The sequence below is a fragment of the Streptomyces sp. NPDC030820 genome, from assembly GCF_055572075.1.
Map to the genome: position 1 here is coordinate 64801 of NZ_JBVIEB010000004.1, position 20771 is coordinate 85571.

A 20771-nucleotide genomic window follows, 5' to 3' on the forward strand; every position below is an offset into this window, starting at 1 on the left:
TCCTCCTGTTGCTATCTCTATTCACATCCTGGCTTTCTGAATAGAACTAGTCAACACCTCGGGGCGACCCCGTCCGCCCGCCGTCGGTGTTTGGCTGGATGTACACGCGACGGGCACGAGGGGAGAGACCGTGGAGCGGGACCTCGAGACGGAAGCGCAGGAGCGCGCCGCGCGGCGGGACGAGGCGGTGCGGGCCGCCGTGGAGCAGGGGCTGCTGGGGCCGGACGCGGCCGTGGTGGGGCTGCTGGACGTGACCGGGATCCGGGAGTCCGCCGCGGCCCTGCGGGCGGCGTTCGACGCGGTCGTGCCACCCGGGACGCCGGTGCTGCACGCCTTCGCGGTGAAGGCGACCCCGCTGGTGCCCGTGCTGCGGCTGCTGCACGAGGCGGGCGTCGGCGCGGAGGTGGCGAGCCCGGGCGAGCTGGCGCTGGCGCGCGCGGCCGGGGTGCCGGCGGCCCGGACCGTGCTGGACTCGCCCGCCAAGACCCCGGCCGAGCTGCGCGAGGCGCTGGCCCTGGGGATCGCGGTGAACGCCGACAACCCGCAGGAGCTGGACCGCCTGGACGCCCTGGTGCGGTCCGCGCCGACCGGGTCCCCGCTGGGCCTCCGGGTGAACCCGCAGGTCGGCGGCGGCACGATCGGGGCCACCTCGACGGCGACGGAGACCTCCAAGTTCGGGGTGGCGCTGCGCGACGAGGGGGCGCGCGAGTGGGTCGTACGGGCGTATCTGGACCGGCCCTGGCTGACCCGGCTGCATGCGCACACCGGCTCGCAGGGCATCCCGCTGGCGCTGCTGGCGCGGGGCGTGGCGGAGACGTACGCGCTCGCGGAGGAGATCAACGAGCGGGCGGGGCGGCGGCAGATCGACACGCTCGACATCGGCGGCGGGCTGCCGGTGAACTTCGCGGCCGAGGCGACGGCACCCTCGTACGCGCAGTACGCCCGGCTGCTGGCCGAGGAGGTGCCGGGGCTGTTCGACGGGCGGTACGGGCTGGTGACCGAGTTCGGCCGGTCGCTGCTGGCCGAGCAGGGCACGGTGGTGGCCCGGGTGGAGTACGCCAAGAGCGCGGGCGGGCGGCGGATCGCGGTGACGCACGCCGGTGTGCAGGTGGCGACGCGGACCGTGTACGCGCCGGGGGCGTGGCCGCTGAGGATCGCCGCGTACGACGCCAAGGGGCGGCCGAAGCCGGGGCCCGAGGTGGTGCAGGACGTGGCCGGGCCGGCCTGCTTCTCGGGCGACCTGCTGGCGGAGGGGCGCGCGCTGCCCCTGCTGGAGCAGGGCGACTACGCGGCCGCGCTGGACACGGGCGCGTACTGCTTCGCCCACCACTACGCCTACAACTCCCTTGTCAGGCCGGGCATCTACGGCTTCGCTCGGGACGGCTCGGGAGGCGTCGCCTTCGCGACCGTACGGGAGCCGCAGACCATCGCCGAGGTGGTGGCGGAGTCCGGCGGGGCGCGCATGGACGCGCTCACCACCCTCCCCGCGCCGGGAAGCCGTTGACGCAACCCCGGCACCCCTCGAACCAATGGATCAACTCACCCGGCACAGTGGCCAGTTGACCCACACTAGTGCGCCGGACGCATGTTCCACTGGAAAATGCCAAAGACTCCACCTGCCCCGCGCACGGTGCGTAGTGTCGCTGTCACTCAGCCGGAGAACCAGGCGGGAGGGGAACCACCGGTGCCCGGAATCGACGAGTGCCTGCTGGAAGCGATGCGATTGCCCGGTGCCCGGGGAGCGGCACTGGTGGACTGGACGAGCGGACTGGCCCTCGGCACGGTCGGAGAGGCGCCCGGCGGCGATCACGAGACGACCGCCGCCGAGGCCGCCGAACTGGCCCGGATGGCCGCCGAGCACGGCGCCTTCGCGACCCAGGCGGACGACGGGCGCCCGACCGTCGAGGACGTGATCGTCAGCAACCGCGACAGCTACCACCTGCTGCGGTTCGTGGAGACGTCCTTCGACAGCAGCGTCTTCCTGCACCTGTGGCTCGGCCGCGAGGAGGGCAATCTCGCGCTCGCCCGGATCCGGCTCGGCGAGATGGCGGCCCGGCTGGTGCTGGGATGACCGTGGCGCAGATACCTCCGCCGCCCCTGCCGGTGCGGGACAGGTCGGCCACGCGGGCGCTGTCGCCGATGCTGACCCGGCTCGCCGAGGAGCGGGCCACCGGCGTCCTGGTCCGTGAGCACGGCACCCTGTATCTCGCCGAGGGCCGGGTGGTGCACGCCGAGAGCCCGTTCGCCCCCGGTCTCGACGTGCTCCTCACGGCCCACGGCACCCTGGCGGCCGGCGCCTGGCAGCAGGCCGCCGCCGCGACCTCCGGCCCGCTGCACGCCGCCGAACTCCTGCTGGACTCCGGGCTGTTACCCGCGGGCGCGCTGGAACTGTGCCATCTGGACGCGCTCTACGACGCCGGGTACTTCGTGCTGGCCCCGAGCAGCGCCCCGGGCCGCTTCCGCTACGACCGTGCGCCCCGCCTCGGCCCGCTGCCCTCGGTGCCGGTCGTCGCCCTGGAACGCGAGACGCTGCGCCGCCGCCTGCTGCTGCACCGGCTGTGGTCCGACCCGGCCGCCGACACCGCCCCGCTGATCCGCGCGGACCCGGCCGCCGCACGGGCCGCCGCCACGCCGGTCACGCCCCGGCAGCGGGCGGTCCTGGACCGCGTGGACGGCGTCCGCACGGCCGCCGGGATCGCCCGGAACCTGGGCCGGCAGGCCTTCCACACGCTGGTCGACGTACGCCGGCTCGCGGCCGCCGGCCATCTCGCACCGGCGACACCCGTCACACCCGTCGTCACGGCGCCCGCACCGCCGCCCCCACCCCCGGTCACCGACCCCGACATCGCGCTGCTGAAGAGGCTCAGGGATGCGCTGGAGGCGCTTTGAACGGCACCGCCCCGCCGAAAGGAGAGAGCTGATGGTGTCCGAGGAGGACCTGGGGGCCGTCCTGGACGAGCTGCACCGGCTGCGCAACCGGGTACCGCAGCTCACCGGCGCCCTGGCGGCCGGCGTCGACGGTCTCGTCGTCGCCCACGACACTCCCGGGGTCGACCCCGAGGGCCTCGCGGCCCTCACCGCCGCCGCGCTCGGCGTCGCCGTGCGGGTCGCCGACGCCACCCGCAACGGCGGCTTCCGGGAGCTGCTGGTGCGCGGCGAGCGCGGCTATGTCGCCACCTACGCGGCCGGCCGCACCGCCGTACTGACCCTGCTCGCCCAGGACCGGGTCAACGTCGGCCGGCTGCATCTCGAGGGCCGCCGCTCCGGCGCCCGCATCGGGGAGCTGCTCGACGCCGCTGACACCGCGGCCCGGGAGGCCCGGCGGGCCGGGCGGCCGCTGGGCGCCGTCAGCTCCGCACCCCCGACCCGTACCCGCACGCCCCGCACGACCCGCGCCACGAGCACCGACGCGCACACCGCAACCGACAGTTGAACCTTTCGAGAGGATCCACCATGGCCAACACCGAGACCGCGCTGAAGGAAGCCCTCACCTCCATCGAGGGCGCCACCGGCGTCGCGCTCGTCGACTACACCAGCGGGATGGCGCTGGGCACGATGGGCGGCAGCAAGAGCTTCGACCTGAACGTGGCCGCCGCGGGCAACACCGACGTGGTCCGCGCCAAGATGCGCGCGATGGAGATGCTGGGCCTCAAGGGCGGGATCGAGGACATCCTGATCACGCTGACCGACCAGTACCACCTGATCCGCCTGCTCAGGAGCCGGGGCGGCAACGGCCTGTTCCTCTACCTGGTCCTCGACTCCTCCCGGGCCAACCTGGCGATGGCCCGGCACCAGCTGAAGAAGATCGAGCAGGAACTGGAGGTCTGAGCCCCGGCGAGAGCTAGACCAGCGCAGCGGTACGGCGGCGGGACCCGCCCGGGGCAGCGTCGCCGGCCGCGATACCCGTACCGCGCAGGCCCTTCACGGCCTTGCCCGCCGGGCGCCCGCCGCGCTGGTCGAGCCAGTCGACGCGCACCCACAGCAGCGTCTGCTCGGCGCGTTCGCGGCGCCCGATCCAGGCGGCCTTCAGCCGCAGCCCGGTGCCGAGCCCGGCCAGCAGCATGCCGCCGGCAGCGGGCACCGCGAGGGAGGAGCCGAGCGCCACGGCGAAGGCCAGCAGCAGCCACCAGCGGTGGCCCCGGCGCCAGTTGCGCACGGTCACCGCACGGTCCTGCAGCACGTCGTACTTGCCCGCGCGGACGGCGCCGCGGGCGAGGGCGCCATACCGGCCCCGTCGCACCAGTGCCACGACCGCCGCGCCGACGAGGAACAGCGCGGCACCGGCAAGCACCCCGATCCGGCGCCCGGTCAGCCCGGGCGGCAGCACCCCGATCCCCGCGGCGAACACCCCGAACCACCACAGCGGTGCGGCCCCCGCCCGTACGACGACGGCCACCCGGGCCAGCCCCTGTCCTCCGCGCGCCACGTCAGCCTCCCGTGTCACGTGTCCATCAAGCACCTGTGTCTCATCAGGAAGCTAGTGGCCGAAGGTGAGACGAACATGAGAGCGCCGCGCCGTCATTCCACGAAGAGACCCCGCGCCGCGGCCTTGGCGTCGAACTCCTCCAGCCGCGCCTGCGCCTGGGGCAGGTCGTCGCAGACCGCCTCCAGCAGCACCCGTCCGAGCAGCATCGGCGCGCACGCGGTGTCGAAGGCGAGCCCGGTGCCGACGGACGCGGGCAGCAGCAGATCGGAGTACTTGGCGACCGGCGCGAACGCCGAGTCGGCGACCGTGACGGTCGTCAGGCCCACGTCCTTGGCGTAGGCGAGCGTGTCGACGACCTCGCGCGGATGCCGGGGCAGCGCGAAGCACAGCAGCGCGGAGGCGCCGGCGCGGACGGCCGCGTCGATCCGGTCCTGGATCATGGTGCCGCCCTCGTTGAGCAGCCGGACGTCCGGGTGCACCTTGGCGGCGAAGTAGGCGAAGCCGTACGCCTGGGAGGCGGCGGCGCGCAGGCCGAGCACCGGCAGCGGGCGGGAGGCGGCCAGGATCCGGCCGGCCTTCTGCACCGGGCGCGGGTCGGCGAGCAGGTCGGCGAGGTGCCTGAGGTTCTCGATCTCGGCCTCGACGGCCTGCTGGTACTCGTTGAAGGCGCCCGCCTCGGCGGCCGGTTCGGCCGGTACGACCTCGCGCAGGTGCTTGCGCAGCGCCGGATAGCCGTCGAAGCCGAGCGCCACCGCGAACCGGGTCACCGACGGCTGGCTGACCCCGGCCAGCTCGGCCAGCTCCACGCTGGACAGGAACGGCACATCGGCGGCCCGCCGGACCATGCTGTGTGCGATCCTGCGCTGGGTCGGCGTGAGCCGGTGCCCCTCGAAGAGGGCCTGCAGCCGGCCCGCGGGGCTGTCCGTCGGGCCCGTCGCCTCGGGACTCCTGTCCACGCTCCTGTCCACGCTCATGACGCGCTCCCCCTCCAGATGTCCGTGAACCGGTCGAGCAGTGCGGCCGCCTCCGCCACGTCGTCCGTGAGCGGCCGGTCGGCCGGGTCGGGATCGAGGACCGACTCGGCGAGCGCGAAGGCCCGGCCGGCCGGCAGCCCGGGGTCGGGCCGCAGGTCACGCTGGCGCAGCGCGCGGACGGCGGCGACGAGCTCGCAGCCGACCACCAGACGATACGCACCGCACGCGCGCAGTGTCTGCCGCGCGGCGAGCGAGGCGAAGCTCGCCTGTTCCTCGACGCCCCGGGAGAGTACAGCGTGGCCGAGCGAGGCGGGTGCGGAAAAAGCCCGCAGATCGCCGAGGGCCGCTCCGGCCGCGTACTCCAGGATCATCACGCCGGAGGAGGCCGGCTCGTGGTCGGCGAGGAAGGGCCGCAGCCGGGTGTAGGCGGGCTCGTTGAGCGTGGACAGGCGGGACGTGGACAGCCGGGCCACCTGGGTGAGCGCGAGCCTGAAGTGGTCGAGGGCGAGGGCCAGTTGGGCCTGGTAGAAGCCGCCGTGGTGGTAGGCGGCGAGGTCCTCGGGGGCGATGAGCGGGTTCTCGGCGGCCGCGTTGATCTCCACGGCCAGCACCTGCTCCAGGGCGTCGGCGGCGTCGTGCGCCGGGCCGTGGATCTGGGGCAGGCAGCGGAAGCCGTAGGGGTCCTGGATCCGGCCGAGCGGCGGGGTCGGCCGGTCGGCGGCGCCGATCAGCTCCCGCATCCGCCGGGCCACCTCGGTGCTGCCCCGGTGCGGGCGGGCGGCGTGCACGGGGGCGGCGTACGCCTCGTGGGAGCCGTCGACGGCGAGCAGGGACAGGGCCGCGACGACCTGGGTGGCGCCGATGAGCCCGCGCAGTTCGTGCAGGGCGAGCGCGGACTGGCCGAGGGTGAGGGCGTTGCTGCTGATCAGGGCCAGGGCGTCGTTGTTGTCGAGGGGCTGTGGCTCGGGGGCGCCCGCGCCGCGCCAGGGGTGTTCGCCGGCGAGCGCGAGCCCGAGCTGGGCCAGGGCCGCGATGTCGCCGGTGCCGACGGAGCCGAACTCGTTGACGACCGGATACGCGCCGGTCTGCAGGGCCTCGCACAGGGCGGTGACCACGCCGGGCCTGAGGCCCGCGCCGCCGGCCAGCAGCTGGTTGGCGCGGACGGCGAGCATGGCGCGCACCTGACGGGCGGGAAGCTCCTCGCCGATGGCGCCGGCGTGGCTGCGCAGCAGGCGCAGTCCGTGGCCGGCGGCGGCCTCGGTGGGCACGTCCTCGTTCCGGTTGGCGCCCACGCCGGTGGAGCGGCCGTAGACGCGTCCGGTGGCGGCGATCTGCCGGGCGGCGTTCCAGGAGCGCTCGGCGCGCCGCATCGCGTCGGCCTCGGGGACGGGACGCGCGGCGCCGTCGGCGAGCCGCACGACGTCCTCGACGCCGAGTCCGGACCCGTCCAGGACCACGGCCGCGGACCGCGCGGACGGCACGGACATCGACGCGTCCACGATGCGAGACGACATCGCGGCCAAACTCCCTCCGTACCGTTGGCTAGCTATTCACACACCAAGAACTCTGCATGACGTTATACAGCCGGGCAAGGGGCATCTCGTGATCCGGTTCGGCGGAGCAGCACGGCTGGTGAGGTGGCGGGCGTTCGAAGACGGGGGTTGTCCCCAGTGCGCAGGGGGGTGAGCGCTCCCTAGGGTTGAACCCATGAGCGCACTGGACTCGCGGGACGGCGACCTGAAGAAGGACCCGGACTTGCGGAAGGAACTCGACGCCACCCTCCAGACCCGCAGGGAACTGGGCGAGGAGTACGAGTCGGCGCTGGTCGACACCTTCCTGGAGAAGGTCGAGCAGCGGATCGACGACGCGGTGGACCGCCGGGTGCGGCGGCATCTGGCCGAGCAGCAGATGGCCACCGCGCGCGGCGCCCGGCGCCCGAAGGACACCGACACCTGGACGGAGCGCTTCGGGCTCGCGATCATCTCGCTCGTCCTGGCGGTCCCGCTGACCGCTGTGGCCGGTGGTGTCGCGGGGACGGCCGGAACGGTTGCCGCCTGGGTCGGCATCGTCGGCGTCAACTTCGCCCAGGCGGTACGGCTCAACCCGCAGCTGCTCACCGGCCGCCGCGACCGCTCCGACCGGCAGGACTGAGCCGGGCTCACGCCTGCCGGACCGGACGGGCGCCGGTCATGCCTGCCGGGTCGGCAGGACCATGATCTGACGGAGGTTGACGTGCCGGGGCCGGCTGGCGGCGTAGGCGACGACGTCGGCGACCTCGGCCGCCGACAGGCTGCCGATCGCGTCGAGCATGCCGTCCAGCTGGCCGGACAGTTCGGGGCTGTCGATGTGCGTCGCCAGCTCGGTCTCCGTCAGCCCCGGCTCGATGTTCGTCACCCGCACGTCACGCGGCCCGAACTCGGAGCGCAGGTTCTGCGAGAGATGGGTGACGGCGGCCTTGGTCGCCCCGTACACCGCGTAGTTGGGGAAGGTGAGGTGGGCGCCGATGGAGGAGACGTTGACGAGGTCGGCGGTGCGGCCCTCGGCGGCGGCGCCCACCAGGTCGGCGGTGAAGGCGCGGATGATCCGCAGCACTCCGGTGACGTTGGTGTCGAGCATCCGCTGCCACTCGTCGAGCCGGCCCTCGTCGATCGGGTTGGGCAGCATGACGCCGGCGTTGTTGACGACGAGGTCGACGGCTCCGAAGGTCTCGTGGACCAGGTCACGGGCGGCGGCCACCGAGGCGTCGGCGGTGACGTCGGCGACCACCGCGAGCGCCTCGCCGCCATCGGCCCGGATCTTGTCCACCACGCTGTTCAGCCGGTCCGCGCGCCGGGCGAGCAGCGCCACCCGGGCGCCCTCGGCCGCCAGCTGCCGGGCAACGGCCTCGCCGATGCCGCTGGCGGCTCCGGTGACGACGGCGGTGCGGCCGGACAGGTTCTCGTACGACATGGGTGTTCCCCCCTGGTGATTCGCGCCGGGGCGGCTCCCCGGCGGCCGGCACCAGCCTCGCCCGGTCCGGCGGCCGTAACCAGGGATGCGGTTTTCCTGGGTCTGCCAGTACCAGGTTGGTGTCCCGCCGCTCCCCTACGATCGAGGTATGGACGGGGACTGGCTGGAAGGGGAAGTCGGCGACTTCCTGCGCTCGCGGCGGGCACGGATCCAGCCCGAGGAGGTGGGGCTGCCCGGTCATGGGCGGCGCCGCGTACCGGGCCTGCGCCGCGAGGAGGTGGCCCAGCTCGCGGGGGTCAGCGTCGACTACTACATCCGCCTGGAACAGGGCCGGGGAACGAGCGTCAGCGACGCCGTCCTGGACGCGATCGCCCGGGTGCTGCGGCTGGACGAGACCGAGCAGGCGTATCTGCGGACGGTGGCGCGGCCCCGCCGGCAGCGCAAGAGGGGCCGGCGGTCCGCGGCGCCCCGCATCCGCCCCGGAATCCAGATCCTGCTCGACGGCATGGAGCGCAGCCCGGCGTTCGTGCTGGGCCGCCGTATGGAGGTCGTCGCCTGGAACGCCCTCGGCGACGCGCTGAACGGCTTCAGCCGCATGGCACCGGCGGAGCGGATCATGCCCCGGCTGGTCTTCCTCGACCCGGCGGCCCGCGAGCTCTATCCCGAGTGGCGCGCGATCGCCGCCCAGACGGTGGCCCATCTGCGGGTGAACGCGGGCCGGTACGCCGACGACGCCGAGCTGTGCGCGCTGGTCGGCGAACTCTCCCTGAAGAGCGAGGACTTCCGCCGGCTGTGGGCCGACCACGAGGTCAGGGAGTGCGCGTACGGCGTGAAGAAGATACGGCACCCGGTGGCGGGCCTGCTGACCCTGCCGTACGAGACCCTCACGATCCCGGCGGCCCCGGACCAGACGATCGTGGTGTACACCCCGGAACCGGGCTCGGAGACGGCCGAACGCCTCGCGCTGCTGGGCAGTTGGAAAGCGACCACGACCGCAACCATCAATTGAGGAACCACGACGGCGAGCAACCACCTCCGCGAGAGCGGCGGCGGTTTAGCCGCAAAGGGGTGCGCGGGGACCGCCGCACCCCCGTTGCCGGGGGGCGGGACGACGGCGGTCCCCGCGAGGGACGCGGGCCGGGTCAGGGCCGGGCTTGCGCGTCCATGGCGTCCATGGAGGTCCGGGAGCCGCTCCGGAGGTCCTTGGCGCCGTTCGGCGCCGGCCGGGGCGGGGAGCCGCTCCCGCCCTGCCGACACCCACTAATGTGCCGGACGCGTGTTAAGCGGGTGCTGCGCGCACGTGACACGCTCGTACCACTTCCGCGAACCCCGCCTCATCTCAAGCCGCGCCCGTGAACCCGCAGTTCACCGGCGGTTCGCTACTGCTTCGCGCCCTTGGCCAGGAAGGCCAGCAGGTCCTGCCGGCTGACCACGCCGGTGGGCTTGCCCTCGACCAGGACGATCGCCGCGTCGGCCGAGCCGAGCACGCTCATCAGGTCGCCGACCGGCTCGCCGGAGCCGACCTGGGGCAGCGGGGCGGACATGTGCTTCTCCAGCGGGTCGTCGAGGGAGGCGCGCTTGTTGAACAGGGCGTCCAGCAGCTCCCGTTCCACCACGGACCCGACGACCTCGGCGGCCATCACGTCCGGGTGACCGGCGCCCGGCTTGACGACCGGCATCTGCGAGACGCCGTACTCGCGCAGCACCTCGATGGCCTGGCCGACGGTCTCCTCCGGGTGCATGTGCACCAGGGAGGGGATGGTGCCGCCCGCCTTGTCGTTCAGGACGTCGCCGACGCGGGCGCTCGGGCCCTCGTCCTCCAGGAAGCCGTAGTCCGCCATCCACTCGTCGTTGAAGATCTTGCTCAGGTAGCCGCGCCCGCTGTCCGGGAGCAGCACCACCACGACGTCGTCGGGCCCGAGCCGCTCGGCGACCCGCAGCGCCGCGACGACGGCCATCCCGCAGGAGCCGCCCACCAGCAGGCCCTCCTCCTTGGCGAGGCGGCGGGTCATCTGGAAGGAGTCCTTGTCGGACACGGCGACGATCTCGTCCGCGACGGTGCGGTCGTAGGCGGTCGGCCAGAAGTCCTCACCCACGCCCTCGACCAGGTACGGCCGCCCGGACCCGCCGGAGTACACCGAGCCCTCGGGGTCGGCGCCGACGACCTTGACCTTGCCGTCGCTCACGTCCTTCAGGTAGCGGCCGGTGCCGGAGATGGTGCCGCCCGTGCCCACGCCCGCCACGAAGTGGGTGATCCTGCCCTCGGTCTGCTCCCACAGCTCGGGGCCGGTCGAGTGATAGTGCGAGAGCGGGTTGTTGGGGTTGGAGTACTGGTCGGGCTTCCACGCACCCGGGGTCTCGCGGACGAGCCGGTCGGAGACGTTGTAGTAGGAGTCCGGGTGTTCGGGAGCGACGGCGGTCGGGCACACGACGACCTCGGCTCCGTAGGCCCGCAGCACGTTGATCTTGTCCGTGGAGACCTTGTCGGGGCACACGAAGATGCACTTGTACCCCTTCTGCTGAGCCACGATGGCCAGCCCCACACCGGTGTTGCCGCTGGTCGGCTCGACGATCGTCCCGCCCGGCTTGAGCTCACCGCTCTGCTCGGCGGCCTCGATCATGCGCAGGGCGATGCGGTCCTTCACGGAGCCGCCCGGGTTGAAGTACTCCACCTTGGCAAGGACGGTGGCCTGGATGCCCTTGGTCACGTTGTTGAGCCGCACCAGCGGGGTGTTGCCGACGAGGCTGATCATCGAGTCGTGGAATTGCACCGTTGTCTCCGGTTGCTGCAAAAGGTGTGGTCTTAGTGGTGTCGCCAGCCTAAGGCCAGCTGTGTGGCCGGCGCGGCCGTTCACTCACCGTTGAGATTGACGCACGGTCCGTACGGGGCAAGGAGTGGGTGTACGGCTACGAGGAGGTGGCGGCGACGCATGACGAGCATGTCGAGGGCGAGAGTGGCCCGGCGCATCGCGGCCGGAGCGGCCTACGGCGGTGGCGGGGTCGGGCTGGTCGGCGCGGCCGCGGTCGGTCTGCTGCTCGCGGAGGTACGGCTGGCCCGGCGCCATGTGGGCAACCACAGCGGCGGCCGCGTCCCGGTGGCGGACGGCGTGTACGGCCACGCCTACGACGTCCCCGGGGAACCGCCCCTCCGTCTGACCATGCTCGGCGACTCCACGGCGGCCGGGCAGGGCGTGCACCGGGCGGGCCAGACCCCGGGCGCGCTGCTGGCCTCGGGCCTGGCGGCGGTGGCGGAACGCCCGGTGGAGCTGCGGAACGTGGCGCTGCCGGGCGCCCAGTCCGACGACCTGGACCGCCAGGTGGCGTCGGTGCTGTCGGGGCCGGCGCCCGTCCCGGACATCTGCGTGATCATGATCGGCGCGAACGACGTGACCCACCGGATGCCGCCGACCCGTTCGGTACGGCATCTGTCGGCGGCGGTACGACGGCTGCGCACGGCCGGCGCGGAGGTGGTGGTCGGCACCTGCCCGGATCTCGGCACCATCGAGCCGGTGCAGCAGCCGCTGCGCTGGCTGGCCCGGCGGGCCTCGCGGCAGCTGGCGGCGGCGCAGACGATCGGGGTGGTGGAGCAGGGGGGCCGGACCGTGTCGCTGGGCGACCTGCTGGGCCCCGAGTTCGAGGCGAACCCGCGGGAGCTGTTCGGGCCGGACAACTACCACCCGTCGGCGGAGGGCTACGCAACGGCGGCGATGGCCGTGCTGCCGACTGTCTGCGCGGCGCTGGGTCTGTGGCCGGCGGAGGAGGAACGGCCGGACGTGTCGCGGCGCGAGGGCTTCCTGCCGGTCGCTCGCGCGGCTGCCGAGGCGGCGTCGGAGGCCGGTACCGAGGTCACGGCCGCGATGCCGACGGGGCCGCGGGGGCCGTGGGCGTTGCTCAAGCGGAGGCGCCGGCGCCGGGTGTCGGAGGCCGAGCCCGCCCGCCCGTCGGTGTGACCCCTGGGGCTCCGCCCCAGACCCTCGCCCAAGCAAGCGCTTAGTAAATTGCGGTCAGCGTCACACCGCAACACCGATGACCCCGCACCTACAGCCGGGTAACTTCCCAACCAGCCCTGCCCGAAGAACCCGCCCACCCGTCGCCCGACCGCCACCCCTCAACGAGGCGCTACGCGCCGCCCCTTTTGAACGGAGCCGTGATGCCCGAAGCCGTCATCGTCTCGACCGCCCGCTCCCCCATCGGCCGCGCCGTCAAGGGCTCCCTGAAGGACCTGCGCCCCGACGACCTGGCCGCCACGATCATCCAGGCCGCGCTCGCCAAGATCCCCGAGCTGGACCCCAAGGACATCGACGACCTGATGCTCGGCTGCGGCCTCCCCGGCGGCGAGCAGGGTCACAACCTCGGCCGGATCGTCGCCGTACAGATGGGCATGGACCACCTGCCGGGCTGCACGATCACCCGGTACTGCTCCTCGTCCCTGCAGACCTCCCGCATGGCCCTGCACGCCATCAAGGCCGGCGAGGGCGACGTCTTCATCTCGGCCGGTGTCGAGACGGTCTCCCGCTACGCCCACGGCAGCTCCGACATGCCGGGCACCTACAACCCGCTCTTCGCCGAGGCCCAGGCCCGCACCGAGGCCACCGCCCAGCAGGAGGGCACGACCTGGCACGACCCGCGCGAGGACGGCCTGCTGCCCGACCCGTACATCGCGATGGGCCAGACCGCCGAGAACCTGGCCCGCGCCAAGGGCATCACCCGCCAGGAGATGGACGAGTTCGGCGTCCGCTCGCAGAATCTCGCCGAGCAGGCCATCAAGAACGGCTTCTGGGAGCGCGAGATCACCCCGGTGACCCTCCCCGACGGCACGGTCGTCAGCAAGGACGACGGCCCCCGCCCCGGCGTCACCCTGGAGGGCGTCTCGGGCCTCAAGCCGGTCTTCCGGCCGGACGGACTCGTCACCGCCGGCAACTGCTGCCCGCTCAACGACGGCGCCGCCGCCGTCGTCGTCATGAGCGACACCAAGGCCCGTGAGCTGGGCCTGACCCCGCTCGCCCGGATCGTCTCCACCGGCGTCTCCGGCCTCTCCCCCGAGATCATGGGCCTCGGCCCGGTCGAGGCGAGCAAGCAGGCGCTGCGCCGCGCCGGCCTCACCATCGACGACATCGACCTGGTCGAGATCAACGAGGCCTTCGCCGCCCAGGTGATCCCCTCGTACCAGGACCTCGGCATCGACATCGACAAGCTGAACGTCAACGGCGGCGCCATCGCCGTCGGCCACCCCTTCGGCATGACCGGCGCCCGGATCACCGGCACGCTCATCAACTCCCTGCAGTGGCACGACAAGCAGTTCGGCCTGGAGACGATGTGCGTCGGCGGCGGCCAGGGCATGGCGATGGTCATCGAGCGCCTCAGCTGACCCACCGTCCGTAGCGGGACGGGCACCTTACGTCAGGAAGCGGCCCGGAACCGAGGAAACCCCACGGTTCCGGGCCTTTTCGTGATCCAATCTCACCCAGGATGTGACCTATCTCGCTCACCCGACACATCGGTGCAGGTCAGCGCAGGTCAGCGCGGTCCGCGACGACACCACAAGACCAAAGCCCTGTCCGTTTCGTGACGTTACGCACTGACAGCTGCTTAGTCCGCCCTTCAAGCTGATGTAGGAAGTCGGGGGTCGACTTTGAACCGGGAGTACGTCAGTGAGCGCCATGCCGATCGCCTTGCTGCTCACCACGGCCGCCACCGGCGCCGTGGGCGTCGCCGTCCTGCGCACCGTTCTGAAGCTGCGCCGTCAGCTGGCGGAGCTGCAGACCCAGCTCGCCGAGAACCAGTCGGCCGCCATGCGCGCACTGCTGCCGAACGCCCGCAGCGGCACCGACGCCGACCAGATACGCGCCGCCGTGGCCGAGGCCCTCGCCGAGGAGCGGGAGCGGGAGCTGGCCGAGGCGCGTGCCTTCTGGGCCGCGCAGGAGGCCCGTGACGCCTCCGACACCCCGACCCTGCTCGGCCTGCCCGACACCGAGCTGTTCCTCCCCCGGCAGACCGACTTCGCCGGCCTGGAGCCGGTGTCCGAGCCGACCGCCGACGCCGACGAGTTCGCCGGGGAGTCCCCGGAACTGGCCGCGGCCCGCCGCCGCCACCCCTCGCACCCCGACTTCGTCCCGGTGCAGTCGCCGGGGGTGAACGACCACGAGCGCACCGTGACCACGCTGGAGCAGCTGGCCGCCGGACGCGTCGAGCTCTCCGACGTCCGCCCGGGCCCCCTCGGCACCCTCGACGTCTACGTCTTCGCCGACGGCACCACCCTCTGCATGACCCCGGGCCACCGCGAGACCGCCGAGCGCCTGGCGGCAGCGGTGGACGCGGGCGAGGCCCCGTACCTGCTCGGCGGCTCCGGCGTCTCCGGCGCCTACACCCTCACCTTCGCCTACGGCGAGGACGACAAGAACATGGTCTACATCCTGGCGGACAGGGTCATCGCGTCCCTGTAGGGAACGGCACTCAGACCCCCGCCCTCTGGCGCGCCTCCTCAACGACCCGCACCGCCTCGGCGACTTCGTCGTCACTCCGCAGCACCACCGCCAAGTCGTGCGCGGCAACCAGAAGCTGGTCAGCCGCCGCGAACATCCCCGCATCCGGCATCTCCCGAGGCTCGACACCGGGGTCTTCCAGCAGCTGGGCCCGCCGGGAAAGCTCCCTCGCCACAGCCAAGGCCTCACCGGCGGCACCCCGCTGAAGCCGGCTCTGCGGCGCCGCGCGCAACCTGTCGGCGAAGTGATCCACTGCTTGGGTCAAGGGCGTCGTATCAACCACGCGCCGAGCGTAACGTGCCGCACTGTTGCCAATACGCGAACGCTCAGGCACGGTGACGTGAAGGACCGGCTTACATCCCCTTTGCGTTCGGAGGCGCCGATGTCCCAGCTCTTCTCGGAGGAGACCCACCGCAATCTGCTCGCCCGCATTCCCCATTGCACCGGTCGCGAAGTCTCCGACTGGCTGCGCACCGTTGAAGAAGGCCCCGCCCTGTTCCGCTTCGAGGAGAAGGTCAGCTGGCTCCGGCACGAATACGACCTCGCGTACGGCCACGCGAAGGCGATCGTCCACGAGTACGACCTGAGGAGGGCAGCACGCAAGCTGCTCTAGCCGCCGCTCAAGACGGCGAAGGGCCCCGGGTCGGAACCCGGGGCCCTTCTCATGACCGGCGCAGGCGCTAGTCGTTGTTGGTGAAGATCGCCACCAGCCGCAGCATCTCCAGGTAGATCCACACCAGGGTCACGGTGAGGCCGAAGGCGGCGAGCCAGGACTCGTTGCGCGGGGCGCCGTAGGCGATGCCGTCCTCGATCTGCTTGAAGTCGAGGGTCAGGAAGAACGCGCCGAGCACGATGGCGACGATGCTGACGAGCGCACCGAGCGGGCCGAAGCTGCGCAGGCCGCCGTTCTCGGCGACGCCGAACACGACCAGCAGCAGGTTGACCGCCATGACCACCAGGAACGCCATGGCGATGGCCATGCCGATGCGGGCATAGCGGGCGGTGACGCGGATCCAGCCGGCCTTGTAGACGAGCAGGGTCGCGGCCGAGACCGCCATGGTGCCGAGCACCGCCTGGAAGGGGGCGCCGCTCCAGCGGCTGTTGTACATCTCGCTGATGACACCGAGGAAGACGCCCTCGAAGGCGGCGTACCCGAGGATCAGCGCGGGCGACGGGGTCCGCTTGAAGTTCTGGACCATCGCCAGGACGAACGCGACGATCGCGGAGCCGATCGCCAGGCCGTAGCTGGTCGCCGTGACCGGCAGCAGCGCCCAGGCGAGGACGGCGCCGACGACGACGGTGCCGAGCGTGATGGCCGAGCGGACGACGACGTCGTCCATCGTCATCCGGTCGGTGGTGACCGGGGCCTGCGGCGGGGCGCCGACGCCCTGCTGCGCGTACGGGTTCTGGGCGTAGGGGTTCTGCGCGTACGGGTTGCCCTGTGCGTACCCGGCCTGCGGTGCGGTGTTGAAGCCGGCGTAGCCGTTGTCGCGGCTGAACCCCCGTCGCGAGAAGACCGGGTTACTGCTCCTCATTTCACTCCTCCATGGCTGCCGTGCGCAGCCTTGGCTCAAGAGTAATGGATTGGCAAAGGACCGACCATGCTACCTGAGGAGGATCTTTCCCCTGCCGTGCTCGCCAACACGCTACGCGTACCGGCGATTCCCGGCCATGGGTGATCGCCTTCCATGACGAACCTGCTACCTCGCCGAGACGTGCCGCTAACCCAGCGGGAACCCGGTGTACGCCTCGGCCAGGTCGGTCTCGGCCGCGCGGGAGGAGGCGATCCGCTCCAGCCGGGCCCGCTGGAGGCCGGCGTCGAAGGGCGTGGCGTCCGGGGCCGGATGGAGCATCGTCGTCATGTCGTAGGAGAACCGTTCGGCCTGCCAGACGCGGCGCAGACAGGTCGCGGAGTAGGCGTCGAGGAGGTCCGCCGAGCCGGTCTCCTTCTCGTGGACGAGGGCGCGGGCGAGGGTGACGACGTCACCGACGGCGAGGTTCAGCCCTTTGGCCCCGGTCGGCGGCACGATGTGAGCGGCGTCACCGGCGAGGAAGAGCCGGCCGTGGCGCATCGGCTCGTGCACGAAGGAGCGCATCGGGGTGACCGACTTCTGGGTGATGGGGCCGCGTTCCAGCCGCCAGTCGTCATCGGTCTCCAAGCGCCGTTCCAGTTCCGACCAGATCTCGTCGTCGGTCCAGTCGTCCGCCTCCGTACCGGCGGGGACTTGGAGGTAGAGGCGGGAGACGGACGGGGAGCGCATGGACAGGAGGGCGAAGCCGCGGTCGTGGCGGGCGTAGACGAGTTCGTCGTGCGAGGGCGCGACGTCGGCGAGGATGCCGAGCCAGGCGTAGGGGTACGTCCGCTCGAACACGCGGGACAGGGCGGCCGGGAAGGCGGCCCGGGCCACGCCCCAGAAACCGTCGCAGCCGACGGCGTAGTCGCACTCCAGCACGTCCTCGCGGCCCTGGTGCCGGAACCGGATGCGCGGCCGGTCGCCGTCCGCGCCCTCCACCGCCAGCGCCTCGGCCTCGAACAGCAGCGGCCCGCCCTCCTTCAGCTGAAGGGCGATCAGGTCCTTGCAGACCTCGGTCTGGGCGTACACCGTCACCGACCGGCCGCCGGTCAGGCCGGGGAAGTCGACGCGGTGGCGGCGCCGGTCGAAGCGCAGCTCGATGCCGTCGTGCCGCAGGCCCTCCCGGTCCATCCGCTCCCCGGCGCCGGCCGCGCGCAGCACGTCGACGGTGCCCTGCTCCAGGATTCCGGCGCGCTGCCGATGTTCGACGTAGGCGCGGTCGCGGCTCTCCAGGACGACCGAGTCGATGCCGGCCCGGTGCAGCAGCCGCGCGAGCAGCAGTCCGGCCGGTCCCGCTCCGATGATCCCGACGGTCGTGCGCATCCGTTCGTCCCTTCGGGTCGACTCTACGGCGTTCGTCGAGTGAACTTTTCTTCACTTCGATTGCGCCAGAGTCTGCGCCGGGGGCCGACCGATGTCAATGGGGCCCATCGCGCCCCAAAGGGGCGCGGGCCCCGTCAACATGGGTTCAGTGACCCGGCCAGCCGTCCAGATGGCGGTGCAGGGTGACGGTCGGCTGCGCCTCCGCCTCCGCCTTCGGTGCGTGGGCGACCGCGTCACGCAGGACTGCGGTCACCTCGCCCGCCAGGCCGTCGACCCGGGTCCTCAGCTCGGCCGCGGGCAGCGTGGAGCGGGTCAGCGCGTCCAGCCGGCGGTGGATGTCGGCGAGCTGCTGCCGGGCGCCGTCGTCGAGGGTGAGCGGTGCCGGCGTGGAGACGACGAACTGGTAGGCGCCGGCGAGGGTCTGGCAGCCGGTGCACTCCTTGTTGGCCGCGTCGCTGAGGTTCACGGCGTTCAGGTGCGTGTGTTCACCGGCGATCGTGACGATCTGGAAGGACAGCGCGACCGACCGGCAGTGGTCGTCGGCCGAGCAGCCGGCGGAGACCGCGTTGGCCTGGTTGCGCACCCCCGCCGCGTTGACGGTGCCGAACTGGCGGATGGTGAAGGAGTCCTCGGCCCGCGTGTGATGGGCCCGGTCGGCGTGGCTGAAGACGTGGTCGGACGCGAAGGCCGCATGCGCGGCGCCGGTCGCCGCCTGGGCCGGTACGGCGGTGGCCGCACCGGCGATTCCGGCCGCGAACAGGCCGAGGCCCAGGGCGCGGCGGGCGAGGGGGTGGTTGCTGGAGCGTGCCTTGCGGTGGCTGCTCATGGGGTCTCCGTACGTGGTTCGGGCGGCCCGGACGGGCCGGATGTGACTGATGGGACGTCAGGACGACGCCGGTGCGGGCGGGTCGCCGGACGGTGCGGGTGTGGGACTCCCGGTCGGTGACGCGGAGACGCTCTCCGACGGGGTCGGGGAGGTCGGGGGGCCGGGGTCCGGGCTGCCGGGCGGGGTCGTGCTCGCGGTGCCGCGGGCGGTGGAGGACTCCGGCTGATGGGACTGTGAGACGGTCGGCGCGCCCGGTGCCGGATCCGACGCCGAGGACTGCGGCACGGAGACGGACGCGCTCATCGAGGTGCCCGGCGACGGCCCGTCGCCCGGCGTCGACGCGGACGCCCCCGGCACCGCCGAGGGCGACACGGAGGCGCCGCCGGTGCCGTACCCGCCGTGCCCGCCGTGGCCCGGAGTCGAGGCGTCCCGGGGCGAGGGCTCCACGGTCGGCACCCCGGGCTGCAGGATCGGTGCGATCGGGGGCTTCTTCGGCAGCGGCTTCGGGGTCACCCCGGACACCCAGGCGTAGGAGAGCCCGGTCAGTCCGGCGAGGGCGAGCACGCACAGCGCGAGTCGCAGCCGGGGCCGTCCGGCGGTGGAGCGCTTCGCGGCCCGGAAGAGCCGGCCGCCGATCTTCACCGACAGATAGACGACACCGGCCATCGGGCACAGCAGCATCACGCTGCCGATCACCCCGACGAGCCCGGCGACGATCTGGCCGTGCGCGAACGCCCCGCCGGTGCCGAGGACTTGCTCGGTCAGCGAGCGGACCATCGTGGTGAGGATCCGGGGCAGGTTCCACAGCGCGTAGCTCATCTCGCCGACGATCAGCGGCACCATCGTCAGCACCCAGCCGGCCACGACGGTGCGCGCGGACCTCTTCAGCCCGGCGACCTCCGCACGCGCCGCCCGGCCCTTCGCGCCCGGCACGAGCGAGAGCAGGATCGGCCTGATCTTGCCGTAGAGATCGGGAACTCCGGCGAGGTCGCCGAGGATGTAGTAGCCGTCCAGGCGGACGGCCGGCATCAGCTGTTCGAGGATCTCGAAGTGCCCGAGGTAGACGGCGGCCAGGAAGAACTGCGCCCCGGTGGCGAAGTAGGCCCCGGCCATGGCCAGCATGAAGACGACGTTGAAGTACACCCCGCCGAGGTCCGTGCGGAGCCGGCCGGCGCGGGAGATCCGGTAGACGTCGGTGACGTCGGTGTACATCGACGGCCAGATGAGGAACAGCCCGCAGCCGATGCAGCCGGGCCGGGCACCGCCGTACCGACAGGCGGAGGCGTGGCCGAACTCGTGGAAGACGAGCGAGGCCACGGTGAGGACGAAGACGATGAGGATCAGCACCGGCTGGTCCAGGACCTCAAGCACCGGTTCGATCGCCCCGAAGAAGCCGAACAGCCAGACGTCCATCGCGAGCGCCGTGAGCAGCACGGCGGCGACCACGGCCGGGCGGTGCAGCCAGGTCAGGGCCCGCGCGATCCGTGCCGTACGGCGTTCGTCGAAGATCACCCGGTGGCCCTTGAGGGCGAGCAGCAGGTCGGAGCGCGGGGCGTCGACCTCGTCGTCCTCCTGGCCCTCGGGCACGCACACGCCGAGCGGTTCGAGCTTGTTCTCCACCAGGTAGCGGACGTTCTCGCCGCTCACCTCGCGGCCGTAGCGGGCGCTGACCCGGTGGGCGATCGTCTCGACGTCACGGATGCCGTCGACGGACGACGCCACCAGGTACAGCAGTCGCGACAGCTGGACGACCTGCCCGTCCCCCCGACGGGCGATGTACTTCGGTTCGGTGAAGCCCGAGCCCTGGTACTCGCCGTGCAGCCGCAGTCCCGCGCTGAGCCGCGGGGCCGGCCGGACCGGCGTTCCGACGGCCGGCAGGCTGCCGGTCGTCACCTGTTCGTACGTCACCGGCCAGCCGCCGGGCCCGGGCACCGGACCGGTGTCGTACAGCGCGCTGGTGCCGTCGTCGAGCACCGTCATGTGTGGTCTCCCCCCACGTTCCCCCCGGAAAAGACCGGGGGGACGGACCACCCGCACGCCCTGTGCCCTTCTGCCCTCCAGGGCGCTGGGTGCGCCCCTTCGGGCGGGTGCGGTCCGTCCCCGCGGCCGTGGTGCGTTACTGCGTGACGGTGATCGTCTGCTGGGCCGACGACTCGGCGTCCGACCACGAGGAGTGGTCGTTCAGGGCCGCGGACTCGTTGTGGGCGTTGATGTTCG

Annotated in this window: 21 protein-coding genes; 11 read left to right on the forward strand and 10 right to left on the reverse strand. The window is 72.5% G+C overall.

Annotation, left to right across the window (positions count from 1 at the left end):
* The first annotated feature begins 130 nt into the window (after positions 1-130).
* The 5 genes from ACZ418_RS12120 (at position 131) to ACZ418_RS12140 (ending at position 3828) form a co-directional block, all read left to right on the forward strand.
* Positions 131-1504: a type III PLP-dependent enzyme domain-containing protein gene (locus ACZ418_RS12120; RefSeq protein ID WP_468360976.1), complete on the forward strand. Its 1374-nt coding sequence runs from the start codon at positions 131-133 to the stop codon at positions 1502-1504.
* A 180-nt stretch (positions 1505-1684) separates the two neighbouring features.
* Complete coding sequence (locus ACZ418_RS12125) at positions 1685-2071, forward strand: hypothetical protein (protein ID WP_468360979.1); 387 nt, start codon at positions 1685-1687, stop codon at positions 2069-2071.
* Positions 2068-2889 (forward strand): transcriptional regulator, encoded by an 822-nt coding sequence (locus ACZ418_RS12130; RefSeq protein ID WP_468360982.1) that lies wholly within the window; start codon positions 2068-2070, stop codon positions 2887-2889. Before ACZ418_RS12125 ends, ACZ418_RS12130 begins: the two co-directional genes overlap by 4 nt.
* A 31-nt stretch (positions 2890-2920) precedes the next feature.
* On the forward strand, positions 2921-3433 hold the full coding sequence (locus tag ACZ418_RS12135) for a roadblock/LC7 domain-containing protein (RefSeq protein WP_468360985.1): 513 nt from the start codon (positions 2921-2923) through the stop codon (positions 3431-3433).
* Positions 3434-3453: 20 nt separating this feature from the next.
* Positions 3454-3828 carry a roadblock/LC7 domain-containing protein gene (locus tag ACZ418_RS12140; protein ID WP_468360988.1) on the forward strand — a complete coding sequence of 125 codons (375 nt, stop codon included), beginning with the start codon at positions 3454-3456 and terminating at the stop codon, positions 3826-3828.
* 13 nt (positions 3829-3841) lie between these two features.
* Here the strand turns inward: ACZ418_RS12140 and ACZ418_RS12145 are convergent, their stop codons facing one another.
* The 3 genes from ACZ418_RS12145 to ACZ418_RS12155 all read right to left on the reverse strand — a co-directional run bounded on the left by ACZ418_RS12145 (position 3842) and on the right by ACZ418_RS12155 (position 6914).
* Positions 3842-4426 carry a hypothetical protein gene (locus ACZ418_RS12145; RefSeq protein ID WP_468360991.1) on the reverse strand — a complete coding sequence of 195 codons (585 nt, stop codon included), beginning with the start codon at positions 4424-4426 and terminating at the stop codon, positions 3842-3844.
* A gap of 92 nt (positions 4427-4518) precedes the next feature.
* The gene (locus tag ACZ418_RS12150) at positions 4519-5400 is read right to left on the reverse strand and encodes a MurR/RpiR family transcriptional regulator (protein ID WP_468360994.1); all 882 of its coding nucleotides are present in this window, start codon (positions 5398-5400) and stop codon (positions 4519-4521) included.
* Positions 5397-6914, reverse strand: coding sequence for an aromatic amino acid ammonia-lyase (locus tag ACZ418_RS12155; protein WP_468360997.1), 1518 nt, complete (start codon positions 6912-6914; stop codon positions 5397-5399). Before ACZ418_RS12155 ends, ACZ418_RS12150 begins: the two co-directional genes overlap by 4 nt.
* 193 nt (positions 6915-7107) lie before the next feature.
* On the opposite strand from ACZ418_RS12155, the gene ACZ418_RS12160 reads away from it, so the two are divergent.
* A complete protein-coding gene (locus ACZ418_RS12160) occupies positions 7108-7551 on the forward strand; it encodes a hypothetical protein (protein ID WP_468360999.1) in 444 nt (147 codons plus the stop codon).
* A 36-nt stretch (positions 7552-7587) separates the two neighbouring features.
* Here ACZ418_RS12160 and ACZ418_RS12165 read toward each other — a convergent pair whose 3' ends face one another.
* A complete protein-coding gene (locus tag ACZ418_RS12165; protein WP_468361002.1) occupies positions 7588-8349 on the reverse strand; it encodes an SDR family oxidoreductase in 762 nt (253 codons plus the stop codon).
* A 163-nt stretch (positions 8350-8512) separates the two neighbouring features.
* On the opposite strand from ACZ418_RS12165, the gene ACZ418_RS12170 reads away from it, so the two are divergent.
* Positions 8513-9358, forward strand: coding sequence for a helix-turn-helix transcriptional regulator (locus ACZ418_RS12170; RefSeq protein WP_468362307.1), 846 nt, complete (start codon positions 8513-8515; stop codon positions 9356-9358).
* A gap of 370 nt (positions 9359-9728) precedes the next feature.
* Here ACZ418_RS12170 and ACZ418_RS12175 read toward each other — a convergent pair whose 3' ends face one another.
* A complete protein-coding gene (locus ACZ418_RS12175) occupies positions 9729-11120 on the reverse strand; it encodes a cystathionine beta-synthase (protein ID WP_468361005.1) in 1392 nt (463 codons plus the stop codon).
* A 159-nt stretch (positions 11121-11279) separates the two neighbouring features.
* Between ACZ418_RS12175 and ACZ418_RS12180 the strand changes: the two genes are divergently transcribed.
* The 3 genes from ACZ418_RS12180 to ACZ418_RS12190 all read left to right on the forward strand — a co-directional run bounded on the left by ACZ418_RS12180 (position 11280) and on the right by ACZ418_RS12190 (position 14792).
* A complete protein-coding gene (locus ACZ418_RS12180; protein WP_468361008.1) occupies positions 11280-12299 on the forward strand; it encodes an SGNH/GDSL hydrolase family protein in 1020 nt (339 codons plus the stop codon).
* Positions 12300-12499: 200 nt separating this feature from the next.
* Positions 12500-13717 (forward strand): acetyl-CoA C-acetyltransferase, encoded by a 1218-nt coding sequence (locus ACZ418_RS12185; RefSeq protein WP_468361011.1) that lies wholly within the window; start codon positions 12500-12502, stop codon positions 13715-13717.
* 283 nt (positions 13718-14000) lie between these two features.
* The gene (locus tag ACZ418_RS12190; RefSeq protein ID WP_468361014.1) at positions 14001-14792 is read left to right on the forward strand and encodes a hypothetical protein; all 792 of its coding nucleotides are present in this window, start codon (positions 14001-14003) and stop codon (positions 14790-14792) included.
* Between the two features lie 10 nt (positions 14793-14802).
* Here ACZ418_RS12190 and ACZ418_RS12195 read toward each other — a convergent pair whose 3' ends face one another.
* Complete coding sequence (locus tag ACZ418_RS12195; protein WP_468361017.1) at positions 14803-15114, reverse strand: hypothetical protein; 312 nt, start codon at positions 15112-15114, stop codon at positions 14803-14805.
* Between the two features lie 99 nt (positions 15115-15213).
* Here ACZ418_RS12195 and ACZ418_RS12200 point away from each other — a divergent pair, with 99 nt between their 5' ends.
* On the forward strand, positions 15214-15444 hold the full coding sequence (locus tag ACZ418_RS12200; RefSeq protein WP_020940491.1) for a DUF4287 domain-containing protein: 231 nt from the start codon (positions 15214-15216) through the stop codon (positions 15442-15444).
* Positions 15445-15511: 67 nt separating this feature from the next.
* Here ACZ418_RS12200 and ACZ418_RS12205 read toward each other — a convergent pair whose 3' ends face one another.
* The 4 genes from ACZ418_RS12205 to ACZ418_RS12220 form a co-directional block, all read right to left on the reverse strand.
* On the reverse strand, positions 15512-16366 hold the full coding sequence (locus tag ACZ418_RS12205; protein ID WP_468361019.1) for a Bax inhibitor-1/YccA family protein: 855 nt from the start codon (positions 16364-16366) through the stop codon (positions 15512-15514).
* 186 nt (positions 16367-16552) lie between these two features.
* Positions 16553-17728 carry a 4-hydroxybenzoate 3-monooxygenase gene (locus tag ACZ418_RS12210; RefSeq protein WP_468361022.1) on the reverse strand — a complete coding sequence of 392 codons (1176 nt, stop codon included), beginning with the start codon at positions 17726-17728 and terminating at the stop codon, positions 16553-16555.
* 145 nt (positions 17729-17873) lie between these two features.
* Positions 17874-18554: a hypothetical protein gene (locus tag ACZ418_RS12215; protein WP_468361025.1), complete on the reverse strand. Its 681-nt coding sequence runs from the start codon at positions 18552-18554 to the stop codon at positions 17874-17876.
* A gap of 57 nt (positions 18555-18611) precedes the next feature.
* Positions 18612-20534, reverse strand: coding sequence for a zinc metalloprotease (locus ACZ418_RS12220; protein ID WP_468361027.1), 1923 nt, complete (start codon positions 20532-20534; stop codon positions 18612-18614).
* Positions 20535-20771: the final 237 nt, after the last annotated feature.

Coding starts and splice junctions, on each gene's coding strand:
- ACZ418_RS12210 (WP_468361022.1), bottom strand. CDS start 17,728: ATGCGCACGACCGTCGGGATCATCGGAGCGGGACCGGCCGGACTGCTG.
- ACZ418_RS12220 (WP_468361027.1), bottom strand. CDS start 20,534: ATGACGGTGCTCGACGACGGCACCAGCGCGCTGTACGACACCGGTCCG.
- ACZ418_RS12185 (WP_468361011.1), top strand. CDS start 12,500: ATGCCCGAAGCCGTCATCGTCTCGACCGCCCGCTCCCCCATCGGCCGC.
- ACZ418_RS12205 (WP_468361019.1), bottom strand. CDS start 16,366: ATGAGGAGCAGTAACCCGGTCTTCTCGCGACGGGGGTTCAGCCGCGAC.
- ACZ418_RS12155 (WP_468360997.1), bottom strand. CDS start 6,914: ATGTCGTCTCGCATCGTGGACGCGTCGATGTCCGTGCCGTCCGCGCGG.
- ACZ418_RS12150 (WP_468360994.1), bottom strand. CDS start 5,400: ATGAGCGTGGACAGGAGCGTGGACAGGAGTCCCGAGGCGACGGGCCCG.
- ACZ418_RS12160 (WP_468360999.1), top strand. CDS start 7,108: ATGAGCGCACTGGACTCGCGGGACGGCGACCTGAAGAAGGACCCGGAC.
- ACZ418_RS12180 (WP_468361008.1), top strand. CDS start 11,280: ATGACGAGCATGTCGAGGGCGAGAGTGGCCCGGCGCATCGCGGCCGGA.
- ACZ418_RS12215 (WP_468361025.1), bottom strand. CDS start 18,554: ATGAGCAGCCACCGCAAGGCACGCTCCAGCAACCACCCCCTCGCCCGC.
- ACZ418_RS12135 (WP_468360985.1), top strand. CDS start 2,921: ATGGTGTCCGAGGAGGACCTGGGGGCCGTCCTGGACGAGCTGCACCGG.
- ACZ418_RS12130 (WP_468360982.1), top strand. CDS start 2,068: ATGACCGTGGCGCAGATACCTCCGCCGCCCCTGCCGGTGCGGGACAGG.
- ACZ418_RS12200 (WP_020940491.1), top strand. CDS start 15,214: ATGTCCCAGCTCTTCTCGGAGGAGACCCACCGCAATCTGCTCGCCCGC.
- ACZ418_RS12165 (WP_468361002.1), bottom strand. CDS start 8,349: ATGTCGTACGAGAACCTGTCCGGCCGCACCGCCGTCGTCACCGGAGCC.
- ACZ418_RS12140 (WP_468360988.1), top strand. CDS start 3,454: ATGGCCAACACCGAGACCGCGCTGAAGGAAGCCCTCACCTCCATCGAG.